The organism is Streptomyces pseudovenezuelae, assembly GCF_001513955.1.
Classification (GTDB): domain Bacteria; phylum Actinomycetota; class Actinomycetes; order Streptomycetales; family Streptomycetaceae; genus Streptomyces; species Streptomyces pseudovenezuelae.
In genome coordinates this window covers 520,497-536,615 of sequence record NZ_KQ948150.1, presented here as the reverse complement: position 1 = coordinate 536,615, position 16,119 = coordinate 520,497, and the positions used below count along the sequence as shown (strand labels likewise).

Genomic DNA, 16,119 nt, shown 5'->3' with positions numbered 1-16,119 from the left:
GGCACTTTGGGAGGCGACGCCCTTTCCATCCGCGCCGAAAGCGCGGTGAGAAAACCGCTCGCACCTGGCTCGCGCTGCAGGCAGAGCAAGGGCAACGGCTGATCACCACGCCGCTCGTGCTCCGAAGGCCGGGAGAGGAAGCGGGGTCTCTCGGTCAGTCCCTGGATCAGCGATAACAGTGTATGAACACCGGTGAAGACTGGCTCTGCCACCACCGTCTATCCTCCCGAATCGCTTATTCCGCACCACAGCTCGGATCGAGACGACGGGGTAAGCGAGCGCGTACCCCGGAGAAGAAAATGCGAAAGCACCGACGAACTGTCGAGCGAAACCTCGCCCGTTCGATTTTCCGCACCCACAACTCATGCGTCATCTGTGGCTCCCGATGACGCCCGCAGCCATGAGCGCGAGCGTTCCCTGATGGGAACTCAGAACTATAGCCACCGGAGTTCTTCCTGTTGCCGGTTTCGCAGATTCAGGAATTGTCCGCGCTTCCGCCGACTCCGGCGGACCATCCAACAGGTCTCCGACCGCACCCAACCAACGGTCCCCATGCCAACCCAGCACACATGGGGACGGTCAACGGGCCCACTGTCTCCCTATGGCATCCCTGTCGGATGAGACAGGTCCGCTTCATGTCCGTGGTATCACTAGAGCAGTGGTGCACATGAGGGCAGTTACTGAACGCGCCTGGTTCCCTGTGCGCGATGCGGCCTTGAAACCCACGCCCCACGGACCGTGAAGGAGTACGAGGACCATGACTGACACTACCGCCGTCGAAAACGGGGTGACCTCCCAGTACGTTGCGCGGGTGGCCGACGACCTTGAGGACAACCGCAAGGAACAGGAACGTCTCGGCGCCGAGATCGCAGCCCTGCAGAGTCAGTTGGCGAGCCTCGACAAGGACCGCGAGGTGCTGCTGAGCCTACAGAAGACCCTCGGCGCGGCCCCCGTTCCCGCTGCACCGGTAGCGGACGGAGCCCCTTCCCCGACCGCGACCGCCACCGCCGCGGCCGTCGACGGGCAGACGACCGCGACCCCGGCCAAGGGCAGGAAGGCGCGGGCCAAGAAGTCGGTCCCCGCACCGCGCAAGGCGGAAGGCACCGCCAAGAAGGCAAGCGTGAAGACGGCCGCACCCCAGCCGCCCTCGCTCGTCTCTCTGACCCATGAGTTTCTGGCCGCCCAGACCGAACCCCGCTCCGCCGCCGAAGTGGCCGAGGCGCTGGCCCAGCAGCACCCCGATCGCGGCATCAAGGCAACCGTCGTACGCACGACCCTTGAGGGATTGGTCGCCAAGAACCGCGCCCAGCGCAGCAAGCAGGGCTCATCGGTGTTCTACACCGCTCCCGACCCGACCACCTGAGGTCCCTCCAACCACCTCCTGCGACAGATCACCGCTCGGTCACCAAGGCGGCCCAGGCACACACAAGGGTCAAGTCCGCGCTTCCTCACTACGCCCCCCGGGTCACCCATGACCGTCGCACGCGTGAGTCACCCGAGGAACGGGCCAGTACGCGATACGGCCGCCGCACCGACGTCAGCCGCCGCCCACACCCCGCGTCCACCCCTGGCCGAACACGTGCCAGCGATCGACACGAGGTGGGCGGCGCCGACCATCTGGCCCGATCGTCGCGAAGACGCGGTTGTCGAGGATGCGGTTGCGGTGCATGACGCCGCGCAGGTCGTCACCGGGCCCGGAAGCGACAGAGACGGCCTGACTAACCTGGGTGCTCGACGAGGGACAAGCGCCGGCGACCAAGCAGGGGATCATGAGCAGCGAAGCCACCTACGGGCCACCCGAACTTCCCGATGACAGGCCCGACAGCGACCAACCCGCTTCGTACGTCGCCGAGTTGTCGGACATCGTGCTCGTCGTCGCGACGATGGCGGCAACGCCGTTCCTGCAGGCGATCTCCACCTACTTCGGTAACGCTCTCGCCAAGGGGATGGGCTCGGGGACACGCGACATGATGCACCGGTTCATCCGTCGACAGGCGCGGGCGAGCCTGGACGCTCCTGCCGACGTCGTGGATCTCATCCATCTGCGTACCGAGGACGGATGGCTGGTCGAGATGAAGGTGGCCGTCGAGCCCTCAGCACTGGCCCAGCTTCCCGAGTTGTGCGCCGCGGATGCACCTCTCAGCGAGTCCGACCGGCGCCCCGGCACCGCCGCGACGATCCGCTGGGACCATGACGGCTACTGGATCGCCGCGACGGTACGTGCCGACGGGTACCAGGTCGTCTTCGTCTGGGATCCCGAGGCCAAGCAATGGCGCGAGCGCACTTACCGCCGCCCCATTCCCGTCACGTAGGACGCGATGTCCACGCCGGACCGTGTCCGAGCGCCGGTGTTCCGGCTCAACCGCCGGTTCAGCCGTCGACCGACCAGGCGGGAGGAGCGGACTCGCCAGGTCCCCTGCGATCCGAGACCGGGCCAGCCCCTGCCCGAGGTTGTGGGAATCAGTTCTGCGCGCCGTCCTGGCTCGTGGGGTAGAGCCCGAGGACGCCCTTGGGGTCGGACGGGTTCACGCCCTGGACGTCTCCGACGTAGAGGTTGATGAGGGCCTTGTACCGGTCGAGGGCAGTGCGGTCGCTCATGAACTCGCCGAGCCCCAGCGGGTTCATGTTCTTGTAGTCGAAGATGCCCTTGCGGCCTGCCGGGGCGGGGACGTCGGTGCGGGCACTCCAGGTGCCGATGTCGTGCTGCTGGGTCTGCTTGGACAGGATCCAGCTAAGGTAGAGCTCGGCGGCGGCCTTGTGCGGGGCGTTCTTGAGGATGGCGCCGGTCTGCGGCCAGGCGACCCAGGGTGAGGTCTTCGGGAGGGTCACCTGCGACAGGCCGTTGGAACTGCCTCCGCTGCCGAAGTTCGCGACGTAGTCACTGGTGCCGACGAGGTCGGACGAGTCCTGCGTGCCCCGCACGAACTTGGGGTTCTGGGCGAGGAGTTTCTGCAGGTAGCCGACGCCGTATTTGTCGGTGAGCTGCTTGAAGTAGTAGAGGACGGCGTCGTCGTCGTTCGGGTAGGTGAAGACCAGCTTGTTCTTGAACTCCGGCTTGAGGAACTCCTTGGCCTCGACGGGCGCGCTGTCACCGAGCTTGGTGGCGGTGACGTTGGCGAAGGCGAAGTAGAACAGACCGGTGTAGTAACCGTCCTTGTCCTTGATGCGGCTGTCGACCTTGTTCCATCCCACCGGCTTGTACTGCTGCAGGATGCCTTCCTTCTTCCAGCGGGGGAAGTCGTCGACCGTCTGCAGGTGGACGACGTCGGCGACCACGTGGTGCTCCGCGACCTGGTTGTCGATGCGGGCGTCGTGGTTCTTGCTGAAGTCGACCACGATGTCGACCTTCATCTTGGGGAACTTCTTGACGAACGCGTCCTTGAGGTAGTCGGCCTGGCCGGGCTTGTCGCCGCCCGCGTACACGACCAGTCGGCCCCCTTCGGCGACCGCGGCCTTGTAGAGCTTCTGCAGCTGGGCGTCCTCACTCGGGGCCTTGGACTGGCTCTGCGTGGACGGATCGGCGGCGGCGACGGTCGCTCCGGCCGCGGCGACGATGCCCAGCGCGATGGCTCCGGCCCATGCCTTGCGGGTGTGCCTCATGGAACTTCCTTCGATGCGTGGGGGTGATTGTTTATCTTTCAAGCGGTTCCACCCTAAGGCAGGATGTTGCAAATCTGCAAGATTCCGCTTGTGCTCGCCCGACCTGCGGCTTCATCTCGGATCGCAGGCGCTGTTAGGGTGCGGGCCATGCAACGGCCCTGGCTGACCCCGCAGGAACTGCGCGCCTGGCGCGCTTACCGGGACCTGACCCTGGTCCTGGACGACGCGCTCGACCAGCAGTTGCGGCGCGAGTCAGGGCTGAGCCACCTGAGCTATTCGGTGCTGGTCTTTCTCTCCGAGGCTCCGGAACGGCGCCTGCGTATGACAGACCTCGCAGCGGAGCTCAAGATCGCCCGCACGCGGCTCTCCTACACCGTGAGCCGGATGCAGGAGGCGGGCTGGGTCCGGCGCGAGGACTCCGCCGGCGACAAACGGGCCCAGATGGCGGCGCTGACCGACGTCGGACTGGCAGTCCTTGAGGACGCGGCCCCCGGACACGCGGCCATGGTTCGCGCCGCGGTCTTCGATCGCCTGACGCCGGAACAGGCCCACACCTTCGGCGAAGCATGCGAAATCATCCTCGCCGGCCTGACCGGCCCGGACCGGCCGACCCTCCCCACGGAACTCCCCTGGCGTCGCTAGCCTGGTCCTGGCTTGCGTCCAGAGCCCAACCTCCGTACGCCCGTGGCTGTCTCGGGGGGTACGCCAGCGCCTCTTGCCCCGGAAGAACCGGCGCCGAAGCATGCCGGCTGACAGGCCAGCCCCTCGTGAGGGGGAGGATGCCAAGTCCGTTACCGCGGCCACCTCATACAAGTCCGTTACCGCCGCCACCTCATGGTGGAGGCCGTGCGCACGCGCCGGCTCATCGTCACCCACGCGCCAGGGCCGCGGCGCGTTACGCCTTCTTCCGGCCGAGCCGTCCTACCTCACGGTCCCGCCTGAACGTCCCCCCGTGTCGAGGACGCGATGGTGTCCCGGTGGGCGAAGTCGCCCGGAGGGATGCCCGGGTGGTGTCCGAGCCGGTCAGCAGGTGCGGTGGCCGCGGGGCCGAGGGTGAGCCGGGAGACGATCCGGTAGCGGTCACCGCGGTAGAGGGAGTGGACGTATTCGACGGGCTGCCCCTTGGTGTCGGAGGTGAGCCGCTCGAAGAGCAGTGCCGGGGACAGCTCGGGCACGTCGAGCAGGTCCGCTTCGGCACGGGTGACGACGGTCGGCTCGATCGCCTGCACGGCCTCCCGGACATGCACGCCGTGCTGCCGACGCAGGTGCTCGTAGAGGTCGCCGGCCTCCAGTTCCTCCGCGGACAGGGTGGGTACGAGCTCGGCCTTGATGTGCAGGTGCTCGATGGCCATCGGGGCGCCGTCGACCAGGCGCAGCCGCGCGACGTACACGATCTCGGCGGCGGGTGAGATCCGCAGCTTGCGGCCCACGCGCGCGCCGGCCGGAATGAGGGTGAACTCCAGCAGGCGGCTCGACCAGGTGCCCGCGGCCTGCGGAACCGTCATGGACTGCTCGGCGGAGACGAGTTCCTGAGTGATCTTCTCGGGGGCGACGAACATGCCCCGACCGTGTTCGCGTACCAGCAGGCCAGCCGCAACGAGTTCGTCCACCGCCGCGCGCAGGGTCGGGCGGGACACTTCCAGCCGGACGCACAGGGCACGCTCGGAGGGGATGGCGTCGCCGGGGCGATGGGACTCCACAAGATCGAGAAGGAAGTCCCGGACTCGCTCGCGCTTGAGCATCGCACCAGGTGCGTCGGCCTTCGCTTTCATACGTGCCCCTGCCCCCCTGAGCCCCGGTCGACCAGCCGACCAGTTGACCACTTGACCAGTGGTAAGTCCGTAGCTTGCCCATCTCAGTGAGGGAAGTCTAGCCGCAGACCATCGGTGGTCGTCAGCGCATTCACTGTCCTGCGCCGCAAAACCCGTGCGCGCACAGGGGGTTGACGTCTCAATTGGTCTATGCCACCTTCGTCCTCACCTCACCAGGGACCTGACCAGTGACCTTCACTGGTCAGTTGACCAGACGGTGGCCTCTGGAGGTGAAAACGTGCAGCGCCGCCAAGCCCGGCTCAGAGGTCTTGCCCGGCCCACTGTGTCCCGCATGTTCTCGCAGCACCCCATCGCGTACGGCCCGAACCGCTCCCGAACACGGCGTTCGCCTGCCTGAACACCGCTCCAGCGCCACGTCCCTCCGGCTCACGGGCCGGCGCAGTCGTGGGCCGGCGCAGTCAAGGGCCGACCCGCTCACCCCCGCCCCCCCCCCGTCCTGGAGGCGACGCATGCCCGCCCTCATCCCCCGCCCCACCGAAGCCGCCTTCCCGCCGGGCCACTTCACGCTCGACCACCACACCACCGTCCGCCTCGGCCCCGGCACCGAACCGGCCGCAGACCTGCTGCGCTCCTTGCTCGCCCCAGCCACCGGGCTACCCCTGCGCCCCTCCCCCGACGGTCCCTTCACCCTCGCCCTCGACCCCGCGCCGGGCCAACTCGGCGACGAGGGATACGCGCTCACCGTGACCCCCGACGCCGTCCTGCTGCGCGCCGCACACCCCACCGGCCTGCTGCGCGGCATCCAGACGATCCGTCAACTCCTGCCTGCGCAGGCCCTGTCCGCGACAGCGCAGCCCGACACCGGATGGCTGCTGCCTTGCGCCGACATCACCGACGTCCCCCGCCACCCCTGGCGCGGCGCGATGCTCGACGTGGCCCGGCACTTCCAGCCCGTGTCCTATCTGCGCCGTTACGTCGACCTGCTGGCGCTGCACAAGGTCAGCGTGTTCCATCTGCACCTCACCGACGACCAGGGGTGGCGCATGCCGATCGCCGCCTACCCCAAGCTCACCGAGATCGGCGGCCACCGCGCCGAATCCCCACAGGGGCCGGCCGGGACCGGAACGTACGACGGCACCCCGCACGGCGGGTCCTACACACGGACCGAACTCGCCGACCTGGTCCGGTACGCGGCCGCCCGCGGAGTCACCGTCCTGCCGGAGACGGAGATGCCCGGGCACGTACGGGCCGCGCTCGCCGCCTATCCCGCACTCGGCAACCACCCCGGGCGCACCCTCGACGTCTGGACGCGCTGGGGCGTGTGCGACACCGTCCTCGGTGTCCACGACGAAGCCCTCGACTTCTGCCGCACCGTTCTCGACGAGGTCATGGACGTCTTCCCCTCGCCGTACATCCACATCGGCGGCGAGGAGTGCCCCACGGCCGAGTGGACCCACAGCCCCACCGCGCACCACCGGATGGCAGCGGAAGGCCTGCCGAACGCCCAGGCCCTGCACGGCTGGTTCCTCGGAAAGATCGGCGGCTTCCTCGTCCGCAACGGACGGCGCCCGGTCGGCTGGGCCGAGACCGGAGCCGAACTGCCCCTGGACTTCACCGTGATGACCTGGCGCGAGGCCGCCCACACCCTGGCGGCCGCCCGACGCGGCCACCCCGTGGTCAACGCGTATCACCGCGCCACCTATCTCGACTACGCCCGCTCCGGCGACCCCCACGAGCCGCCGGCCCAGCCCGGAGCCGTCGTGGATCTGCGCACCGTCCACGCCCACGATCCCGTCCCGGCGGAGGCGGACGCCGAGGCGGCCGGGCGGGTGCTCGGCACGCAGGCCCAGCTGTGGACCGAGTTCGTCACCACCCCCGCGCACATCGAGTACCTCACCTACCCGCGCCTGTGCGCCCTCGCCGACCGCGGCTGGAGCGGAACGACCGACTGGACCGACTTCCGAACCCGCCTCAGCGACCACACCGTCCGCCTCGACGCGCTCGGCATCCCCCACCACCCCTGACGCACGCCCTGTCCCATTCCGGGAAACACCCCCACCTTTCTGGAGGGAACAACGATGAGAACCACCACGAACCGGTGGCGCGCCACCGCGGCCGCCGCCATCGCCGTCGGCATGGGCGCCGCCGCGCTCACCGCACTCCCTGCCACCGCGAACGCGGCGGGCGACGGCCTGAGCGTCCAGTACCGGACCAGCGCCTCCGGAGCCAACGCCGATCAGGCGGAGCCCTGGTTCAAGGTACGGAACACCGGTACCACCAGCGTCTCCCTGCAAGGCGTCAAGCTCCGCTACTACTTCAAGGCGGACTCGGCGAACGCCACGTACCGCTTCGCCTGTTCCTGGGCCGTCAAGGGCTGCGCCAACGTCACCGGCACCTTCGGCACGCTCGCCAACCCCACCGCCACGGCGGACCGTTACCTGGAGATCGGCTTCACCTCCGGGGCCGGTTCCCTCTCACCGGGCGCGGACACCGGCGACATGCAACTGCGCTTCTACCAGTCGACATGGGCACCGTTGAACCAGAGCGACGACTACTCCTTCGGCGCCTCCCAGACCTCGTACGCCGACTGGTCCAAGGTCACCGCCCGACTCGCCGGCACCACCTTGTGGGGCCAGGCCCCCGCGGGCAACGACCCGACGGACCCGCCGACCGACCCGCCCACCGACCCCCCGACCGGCGGCGCCACACTGTTCGACGACTTCAACTACACCGGTCACACCGACCCGAGGATCTCGGCGAACGGCTGGAACGTGCGCTCCAACTCCGGGGGCCCCGGCGTCTCCGGCGCCACCTGGGCCCCCGAGAACGTCACCTTCTCCAGCGTCAGCGGCAACTCCATCATGAACCTGCGCACTTCGACGGCGGGCACCGGAGCGAGCACCGAACAGACCGAGATCCTCACCAAGGCGACGAAGTTCAAGAACGGCACCTACGCGGCCCGCGTCAAGTTCAGCGACGCACCCGCATCCGGGCCGGACGGCGACCACCTCGTCCAGACCTTCTTCACCATCAACGACCTCAAGGCACCCATGGCCGACGACTACGCCGAGTACGACTTCGAGTACCTGCCCAACGGCGGCTGGGGCGAGCCGTCCGCCATCCTCTACACCACGTCCTGGGAGACCTACCAGGCTGACCCCTGGGTGGCGGTCAACCAGCACAGCGAGAGCCGCCAGAGCTACGCCGGCTGGCACGACCTGGTGCTGACCATCGACAACAGCAGCATCAAGTACTACGTCGACGGCCGGCTCTTCGGCACCCATGACGCCGCGTACCTGCCGGAGCGGCCCATGTCCATCAACTTCAACCAGTGGCTGATCGATTTCGGCGGGCTGACCAGCAGCACCCCACGGGCGTACGACGAGCAGATCGACTACGTGCTGCACATCAAGGACCAGGTCCTCACACCGGCACAGGTCTCCTCCAAGGTGGCGGCGTACCGCAGCGCGGGCACCACGTTCCAGGACGACGTCCCCGCCAACTGACCGCTCTCTCCTGCGCGCCGGGGCCTGACGGATCGTCGGGTCCCGGCGCCCACCCGTCCACTCCCCCTCACCCTGGCCATCACCAACGGCTCCCCATACCGCCTGAGACCAAGTCAGACTTGTTGTCCCTCCCTGTCGGACGCGGGCCACACGTAGGGGAGATCGTCGGGTACGCCGGGGAACAGCTCGCCGTACACCTCCGGGTCCTTGCGGACCAGGGCCGAGCAATGGCTTTCGTGGAAGGCCTCATCACCGAGCCAGGGCGGCAGTTCGCCGGCGGCTGCCAGCGCCGGCTGGTCGCGCACCGAGGTGCCGGGGTGCGAGTCGGCCAGTCCAGCCACCAGCGAGGCGGCGCAGCCGTCCTGGTGCCCGAGTCCGCGCCAGACCCGGCAGATCTCCAGCCCGTACCGTACGAGTGCCTCCTCGTACCCCGTCCACATCCGTACGGCCGGATGCCGACGCCAGCCGTATCCCGGCACCGTGAGGCCACGCAGGACCTGCAAGGCCTCAACCCGCTGTTTGCCCAGTCGGCGCCGGTCCAGCAGGAGGGCCGTCCGGCGGAAGTCCGGGTGGGGCAGGAAAGTCTGCATCGGGCCCGCTCACTTCCTGTGCAACGCGGACGGTCTGTGGACTGCCGTGTTGCCGGACTGGGCGCTGCGCACCTCGTACTGCGGCTCCTCCGGTGAGGCGTCCACGGTGCGGCCCGCGGCCTCGGTGCGTCGGGTGAGCTTGCGGACGACCGTGCCTTCGGCGGTGCTGCCGTGGCTCCTCCAGGTGACCTCGTCACCCTTGGTGAACTTCTCACCCTTGGCCTTGTTCTTCGCCTTCTTCGTCATCGCGTTTCGTCCGTTCCACTGCGGGCCCGTACACGGTCGTGAGGCGCCGGTCCAGGCCGTCGACTCCGTTCGGATGCACGTCCTGCACCCATACTTCTGCAGGGAAGTGGCGTGCGGATGCGTTCCGCGGCCTGCAACGGCGCTCTCACCCAGAGTGATCAGGTCGGCGGCGAACCATTCCGCTGAACTGCGCAGGACGGGGTAGCCGGGATCCTGCAAGGTCCCCCGCACGAAAGTGATCCCTATCCTCATGGCGCAGACACGAGACGTGGTTGAACTCATTCTTCAGGACCACCGGAAGATGGAGGATCTCTTTCGCCTGATGCGCAGCGTCGAAGCCGACCGGGCGGCCGCCCTTCGGGAATTCTCCGATCTGCTGATCGCACACGCTCTGGCGGAAGAGGCGAAGGTGTACCCCGCCCTGAAGCGATACAAGAAGATCGACGACGATGAGCTGGAACACGGCGAGGAGGAGCACGAGGAGGGCAACAAGGCGCTCCTGGAACTCCTGGAAGTCGACGAGGTCGGCTCCGAGGAATGGGACGAGAAGCTGGAAGAACTCGTGCAGGCCGTCACGCACCACGCCGACGAGGAGGAGCGCACCATCCTGAACGGAGCGCGCGAGAACGTGCCCATGGAGCGCCGCGAAGAACTGGGCGAGGCATTTCTGGAAGAGCGTGAGCACCAGTTGAAGGCAGGATGCGGCGCTGTCGACAATGTGCGCCACATCGTGGGCTCCTGACCGCTACCCGCGGTCACGCCTGCGGATTATCGGCGCCTGCCCGCGGGAGTCCGTATGCCATGAAAGTCCGCTATGGCCTTCTATGGGCACGTGTCATAAGATGCCGAACACCTCTGCCGGGACCGCGGCTCTCCAGCCGCGGTCATCCCTGTGCCCCGATCGGACCGCGGAGGTGCGGTATGGCTCGTACAACCTCGATGGACGGTCGCCGTTCCGGGTGGCGCGTCCGGGCACTGTGCGTCGGCGAGGACCCCGAGCTGTTCTTCCCGCTGGTGGAGACGGACAGTGCCACGGCGCGTGCCCGCGCCGTATGCCGCCGGTGCCCGGTGATGCTCGCCTGCCGCGACTGGGCCGTCCGCCACGGGGAGGCGGACGGCGTCTGGGGCGACACCACCGCGAGCCAGCGCAGAGCGATCCGCCGAGCCCTCTACCGCCGGTGATCGCCGGTACGCGTCGTTCGGCAGGGCCCGGACCCGGAGCGACTGGCTCCAGGACCGGGCCGCGCCTCCGCGCCACGGCGGACATGAAGGCACCGATCCGTCAGTGACTGGACATCGTCGTCTGCGGCGCCGCGGACGCCGCGTCGCGTCGGCTGTCGTCGCCCAGTGCACGCAGGATCTCCTCCACGCTCTGCTTGGCGTCGCCGAACAGCATGCTGCTCCCCTCCCGGAAGAACAGGGGGTTCTGCACACCCGCGTATCCGGAGGCCATGGAGCGTTTGAAGACGACGACCTGTTCGGCTTCCCAGACCCGCAGCACCGGCATCCCCGCGATCGGGCTCGCCGGGTCCTCGGTCGCGGCCGGGTTGACGGTGTCGTTCGCGCCGATGACCAGCACGACCGACGTGCCGGCGAAGTCGTCGTTGATCTCGTCCATCTCCAGGACGATGTCGTAGGGCACCTTCGCCTCGGCCAGCAGCACGTTCATGTGACCGGGCAGGCGCCCCGCGACGGGATGGACACCGAAGCGGACCTCGACACCCCGCCCGCGCAACAGCCGCGTCAGCTCCGCGACAGGATGCTGGGCCTGTGCGACGGCCATGCCGTAGCCGGGGGCGATGATCACCGAGCCGGCCTGGGTGAGCATCTCGGCCACCTCCGCGGCCCGCACTTCACGGTGCTCCCCCTGCTCCTCCCCGCCGCCGGACGGCGCCTCGATGCCGAAGCCGCCCGCGATGACGGAGAGGAACGACCGGTTCATCGCCTTGCACATGATGTACGACAGGTAGGCACCTGAGGAGCCCACCAGCGCCCCGGTGACGATGAGCAGGTTGTTGTCGAGGAGGAAGCCGGCCGCGGCCGCCGCCCAGCCCGAGTAGCTGTTGAGCATGGATACGACGACGGGCATGTCGCCGCCGCCGATGGAGGCGACCAGGTGCCAGCCGAGCGCCATGGCCAGCGCGGTGACGGCGATCATCAGGGGCAGGTTCGGGCTGATCGTGAACCAGACGGTCAGCCCGACGAACGCCGCGAGCGCCCCGATGTTCAGGGCGTTCTTGCCCGGCAGCATCAGCGGCCGGGACTTGATGCGTGCCGACAGTTTCAGGAACGCGACGATGGAGCCGGTGAAGGTGACCGCGCCGATGAAGATGCCGATGAACACCTCGGCGTGGTGGATGCCCAGCAGGTCGGCGCCGATCTCGGTCTGCGCCGATCCGTGGGACTCCACCTCCAGGTAGCTGTTCCACCCCACCAGCACCGCGGCGAGGCCGACGAAGCTGTGCAGGACGGCGATGAGTTCGGGCATCTGCGTCATCTCGACGCGGCGGGCCCGCCACAGGCCCATCGCGGCGCCGAGCCCCATCGCCAGCAGGATCAGCGCGACCGCTCCGGCGGTGATGCTCTGCGCCGCGACCACCACGGTGGCGACCAGGGCGAGGCCCATGCCGGCGATGCCGTAGACGACGCCGGCGCGGGAGGTTCGGTGCTGCGACAGGCCGGCCAGGCTGAGGATGAACAACAGCGCGGCGACCAGGTCGGCAGCGTGGGAAGCCGTCAGGGAGGTCATCTCGGCTCAGCCTTTCGAGAACATGGAGAGCATGCGGCGGGTGACGGCAAAGCCTCCGAAGATGTTGACGCTCGTCAGCAGGATCGCCACGAAGGACAGCGTGGTGACGATCCAGCTCTCGTGCCCGATCTGGAGCAGAGCGCCGATCACGACGATCCCGGAGATCGCGTTGGTCACCGACATCAGAGGGGTGTGCAGCGCGTGGTGCACCTTGCCGATGACGTAGTAGCCGATCACCACCGCCAGCGCGAACACGGTGAAGTTGCCTGCGAGTTGGGCCGGAGCAAAGGCCACCAGCAGAAACATCGCCAGCATCCCGAGCCCGATCAGGCTCAGGCGCAGGGCGGGGGTCAGTCTCGGCTGCTTCGGTGCGGGCGCCTGGGGCGGGGCCGCGGGCTGTGCGTCGGGGGCCGCCGAGACCGCGACGGGGGGCGGCGGCCACGTGATGTCGCCGTCGCGTACGACGGTCACCGCCCGCTGCACGACGTCGTCGAAGTCGATCGTCAGCTGCCCGTCCTTGCCGGGGGTGAGCAGCTTCAGCAGGTTCACCAGGTTCGTGCCGAACATCTGCGAGGCCTGGGCCGGGAGCCGGGAGGCCAGGTCGGTGTAGCCGATGAGGGTGACGCCCTTGTCGGTCACCACGGTCCGGCCCGGCACGGTGCCCTCGACGTTGCCGCCCATCGCGGCGGCCATGTCGACGATGACGCTGCCCGGCTTCATCACGGCCACGTCCTCGGCCGTCAGCAGGCGCGGCGCGGGCCGGCCCGGGATCAGCGCGGTGGTGATGACGATGTCCACGTCCCCGGCCTGCTCGTGGTAGAGCTCGGCGGCGGCGCGGTCGTAGTCGGCGGAGGTCGCCTTGGCGTAGCCGTCGGTGCTCGCCTCCTGGGCGGCGTTCACCGCCAGGTATTCCCCGCCCAGGGACATCACCTGGTCGGCGACCTCCGGACGCGGGTCGGTGGCGCGCACGATCGCGCCGAGGCTGGAGGCGGCGCCGATCGCCGCGAGGCCGGCCACGCCCGCACCGGCCACCAGCACCTTCGCCGGCGGCACCTTGCCCGCCGCGGTGACCTGACCGGTGAAGAAGCGTCCGAAGACATGCGCGGCCTCGATGACCGCGCGATAGCCGGCGATGTTCGCCATCGAGGACAGCACGTCCATCGACTGCGCCCGCGAGATGCGCGGCACCGCGTCGAGCGCCAGGGCCGTCACGCCGGCGTCGGCGAGTGCCCGCAGCAACTCAGGACTCTGCGCCGGGGCCAGCACGGCGACCAGGACCGCGCCCCTGCGCAGCCGGCCGATCTCCGCCTCGGTGGGGGCGTTCACCTTCAGGACGACGTCCGCGTCCCAGGCCTCGCCGATGCCCGCGCCGACATCGGCGTACGCCTGGTCGTCGAAGCCGGAGGCCTCGCCGGCCCCTGACTCGACCACGACCTCGTAGCCCAGGCCCAGCAGCAGTCGTACCGTCGGCGGGGTCGCCGCGACCCGTGTCTCCCCGGAGACAGACTCGGCCACGACGCCGACGCGGCGCGGAGGTTGGTGTGCGCGTTCTTGAGCAGACATGTCCTGTATCTCTCGTCAAAGGAGGGTGCGAAAGGGAGATCTGCGCTCGGGGGGTTACGACGTCCTGCCCCGTGATCGCTGGAACCTAACCCGTCGGACGAGTTCGGGCCAACGGCACCAGCCGGTGATGTGCTTCACCTTGCGCAACCGACCGAAAGACGCCATGCCTTACAGGCTCAGGACGTCAACTGGGCGATGCTTCTGCTCACCAGGAACAATCCGGCCACCAAGGCCACCGCCACCAGCGCCTGCTCCTGGTGCGTCGTGATCCAGGTACGGAGTCTGCCCAGGCGCACTCTGGCCGAGTCCGGGGCGAAGGTCGTGTAGATCTCCATCGCCAGCAGACTGCTCGTGGCGAGGAGGCAGTATCCGAGCAGCGCGAGGTAGGAGGACGCGTGGGACATGTCGGCGCTGACCACCGTCGCCGCGCCGGCTGCCACGAGCCCCCAGGGCTGGAGCAGCGGTGCCAGCCCGGCCGCGGTCCACAGGGAGATCCGGTCGAGTCGCGCCATCAGTCCGCCGGAGGACTTGTGGCGTCGGCGGTCCGGGGGGCCGGTCCGCTCACGGTTCTTGTGCCGGGACCGGTGCCGGTACCAGCCGTATCCGACGAGTCCCACGCCGATGGCGAGCTTGACGGCGGACGAGGCGGTGGACGGCGGGGAGTGCGGGGCCGGCGGTTTGCCGCCGGTGGTGATCAGTACGGCGGCCAGGACGGCCACGAAGCAGGCGAGCCAGGCGAGGATGAAGACCAGGCCGTTCCAGACTCCGCCGCGCGCCGACAGCACCAGGACGAACGCGGTCACCGACAGGGGGAACACGGTGATCGCGAGGCCGATGACCACCAGGTCAAGCACCATCGCAGCCCCCGCGCGGTGCTGCGCGTCCGGCCACGGGGCGACTCTCGACCATGGCTCCAGTCTCACGGCCGGGTCCGCACCTCACAAATCCTCGGCGGTGAGGCCGGTCCGCGCCGCAGGCTCATCCGACCCGTGGGCCACATCGTCCCCTCGCACCGTAACGCGCTAGTTCGTTGACCCATACGGCCCTGTGGCGTACACCTGCCTGGGCCACATGGTCGTAGTGGCGGCACCCTGGCAGTATGCAGCCAGCGACAGGGACCGGAGGGAAGCGCCCGGACCGTCCGTCGCGCCGGGCAGCTCTGCGGGCGCGTGCCGCCTCGGCACAGACCCGGCTCATCGAACTGCGCACCCGGACCGAGCACCGGTTCCCTGTGATCACGCGTCTGCTGTCGCACCTGATCTCGGTGAACGTGTTCGACTCGGCGACCAGGCTGGCCGCCCAGACGTTCCTCACTGCTGTGCCCCTGCTGTTCGTGGTGGGCTCCATAGCCCCGCAGTGGCTGCGTGACCAGTTCGTCACGTCCTTGCACGACGCCTTCGGACTGACCGGAAGCTCGAACGCCGAACTGAACAAGGTCCTCAAAGGCACCGATGATCCGTCCGACGAGCTGCGGCAGACGACCGGCGCCGTCGGCGGGCTGATGGTGCTCCTCTCGGCCACCGCGTGCAGCCGCGCCATGCAACGGCTGTGCCAGCGCGCCTGGAGCCTGCCCAAGGCGAGCGCGCGGGTGGCCGCCTGGCGCTGGATCGCCTGGCTCGCGACATGGCTGGCCATGTTCGCCGTGCAGGGAACCCTGCGCGACGGCTTCGGTCTCGGCCTGTGGCTCGGCGTGCCTCTGCTGCTGATCGCGGAGGTCGGCATCTGGTGGTGGACGCAGCATCTGCTGCTGGTCGCGCGCGTGCCCTGGCGGCCACTGCTGCCGGGTGCGCTGCTGACCGGAACGGCCCTGGCCGTCCTCACCTCCACCGCGTCGCTGTACGTGCCCCGGGCCCTCAACCACAGCCTGGAGAAGTACGGCTCCATGGGTGCCGTCTTCACGCTGTTGTCCTGGCTCATCACACTCTGCGTGGTCGCGACCCTGTGCCTCACGGCCGGCGCGGTCATCGCCCGCGAACCCTGGGCCGTCCGTCATCTGGGCCGACCGCCGGGCCCGCTGCCCGGGGACACGCCGGGGGACGGTGCCGCACCCGACCGCTCGTCACCGTGATGACCTGCGCTTCCTAGGGGTGCGG

Annotated in this window: 15 protein-coding genes; 8 read left to right on the top strand and 7 right to left on the bottom strand. The window is 68.8% G+C overall.

Translation table 11 applies throughout. The annotated features are described in order from the left end of the window. Window positions 1-757 precede the first annotated feature (757 nt). Entirely contained in the window at window positions 758-1,363 is a 606-nt protein-coding gene (locus tag AQI94_RS30375) for a hypothetical protein (protein ID WP_031045823.1), read from the top strand. A gap of 406 nt (window positions 1,364-1,769) precedes the next feature. Beyond that, complete coding sequence (locus tag AQI94_RS30370) at window positions 1,770-2,312, top strand: hypothetical protein (RefSeq protein ID WP_158806261.1); 543 nt, start codon at window positions 1,770-1,772, stop codon at window positions 2,310-2,312. A 148-nt stretch (window positions 2,313-2,460) separates the two neighbouring features. Here AQI94_RS30370 and AQI94_RS30365 read toward each other — a convergent pair whose 3' ends face one another. Beyond that, the gene (locus AQI94_RS30365) at window positions 2,461-3,600 is read right to left on the bottom strand and encodes an ABC transporter substrate-binding protein (protein ID WP_031045817.1); all 1,140 of its coding nucleotides are present in this window, start codon (window positions 3,598-3,600) and stop codon (window positions 2,461-2,463) included. Window positions 3,601-3,747: 147 nt separating this feature from the next. Between AQI94_RS30365 and AQI94_RS30360 the strand changes: the two genes are divergently transcribed. Further along, window positions 3,748-4,242 carry a MarR family winged helix-turn-helix transcriptional regulator gene (locus AQI94_RS30360; protein WP_031045815.1) on the top strand — a complete coding sequence of 165 codons (495 nt, stop codon included), beginning with the start codon at window positions 3,748-3,750 and terminating at the stop codon, window positions 4,240-4,242. A gap of 284 nt (window positions 4,243-4,526) precedes the next feature. Here AQI94_RS30360 and AQI94_RS30355 read toward each other — a convergent pair whose 3' ends face one another. After that, a complete protein-coding gene (locus AQI94_RS30355; protein ID WP_031045812.1) occupies window positions 4,527-5,372 on the bottom strand; it encodes a GntR family transcriptional regulator in 846 nt (281 codons plus the stop codon). A gap of 509 nt (window positions 5,373-5,881) precedes the next feature. On the opposite strand from AQI94_RS30355, the gene AQI94_RS30350 reads away from it, so the two are divergent. Next, window positions 5,882-7,396 (top strand): beta-N-acetylhexosaminidase, encoded by a 1,515-nt coding sequence (locus AQI94_RS30350; protein WP_031044228.1) that lies wholly within the window; start codon window positions 5,882-5,884, stop codon window positions 7,394-7,396. A 54-nt stretch (window positions 7,397-7,450) separates the two neighbouring features. Next, window positions 7,451-8,878 carry a cellulose binding domain-containing protein gene (locus tag AQI94_RS30345; RefSeq protein WP_031044225.1) on the top strand — a complete coding sequence of 476 codons (1,428 nt, stop codon included), beginning with the start codon at window positions 7,451-7,453 and terminating at the stop codon, window positions 8,876-8,878. A gap of 113 nt (window positions 8,879-8,991) precedes the next feature. On the opposite strand, the gene AQI94_RS30340 is transcribed toward AQI94_RS30345, so the two are convergent. Beyond that, the gene (locus tag AQI94_RS30340; RefSeq protein ID WP_031044222.1) at window positions 8,992-9,468 is read right to left on the bottom strand and encodes an MSMEG_6728 family protein; all 477 of its coding nucleotides are present in this window, start codon (window positions 9,466-9,468) and stop codon (window positions 8,992-8,994) included. Window positions 9,469-9,477: 9 nt separating this feature from the next. Next, on the bottom strand, window positions 9,478-9,714 hold the full coding sequence (locus tag AQI94_RS30335; protein ID WP_031044219.1) for a hypervirulence associated TUDOR domain-containing protein: 237 nt from the start codon (window positions 9,712-9,714) through the stop codon (window positions 9,478-9,480). Window positions 9,715-9,964: 250 nt separating this feature from the next. On the opposite strand from AQI94_RS30335, the gene AQI94_RS30330 reads away from it, so the two are divergent. Beyond that, window positions 9,965-10,456, top strand: coding sequence for a hemerythrin domain-containing protein (locus tag AQI94_RS30330; protein WP_031044218.1), 492 nt, complete (start codon window positions 9,965-9,967; stop codon window positions 10,454-10,456). A 179-nt stretch (window positions 10,457-10,635) separates the two neighbouring features. Then, window positions 10,636-10,896, top strand: a complete 261-nt coding sequence (locus AQI94_RS30325) for a WhiB family transcriptional regulator (protein WP_051832117.1) — start codon at window positions 10,636-10,638, stop codon at window positions 10,894-10,896. Window positions 10,897-10,996: 100 nt separating this feature from the next. Here the strand turns inward: AQI94_RS30325 and pntB are convergent, their stop codons facing one another. The 3 genes from pntB to AQI94_RS30310 all read right to left on the bottom strand — a co-directional run bounded on the left by pntB (window position 10,997) and on the right by AQI94_RS30310 (window position 14,883). Further along, entirely contained in the window at window positions 10,997-12,463 is a 1,467-nt protein-coding gene (gene pntB, locus AQI94_RS30320; protein WP_031044211.1) for a Re/Si-specific NAD(P)(+) transhydrogenase subunit beta, read from the bottom strand. Between the two features lie 6 nt (window positions 12,464-12,469). Beyond that, window positions 12,470-14,026, bottom strand: a complete 1,557-nt coding sequence (locus AQI94_RS30315) for a Re/Si-specific NAD(P)(+) transhydrogenase subunit alpha (protein ID WP_031044207.1) — start codon at window positions 14,024-14,026, stop codon at window positions 12,470-12,472. A gap of 176 nt (window positions 14,027-14,202) precedes the next feature. Continuing rightward, entirely contained in the window at window positions 14,203-14,883 is a 681-nt protein-coding gene (locus tag AQI94_RS30310; RefSeq protein ID WP_031044204.1) for a GAP family protein, read from the bottom strand. Window positions 14,884-15,221: 338 nt separating this feature from the next. On the opposite strand from AQI94_RS30310, the gene AQI94_RS30305 reads away from it, so the two are divergent. Beyond that, window positions 15,222-16,094, top strand: coding sequence for a YhjD/YihY/BrkB family envelope integrity protein (locus AQI94_RS30305; protein ID WP_031044201.1), 873 nt, complete (start codon window positions 15,222-15,224; stop codon window positions 16,092-16,094). The last annotated feature ends 25 nt before the right edge of the window (window positions 16,095-16,119 follow it).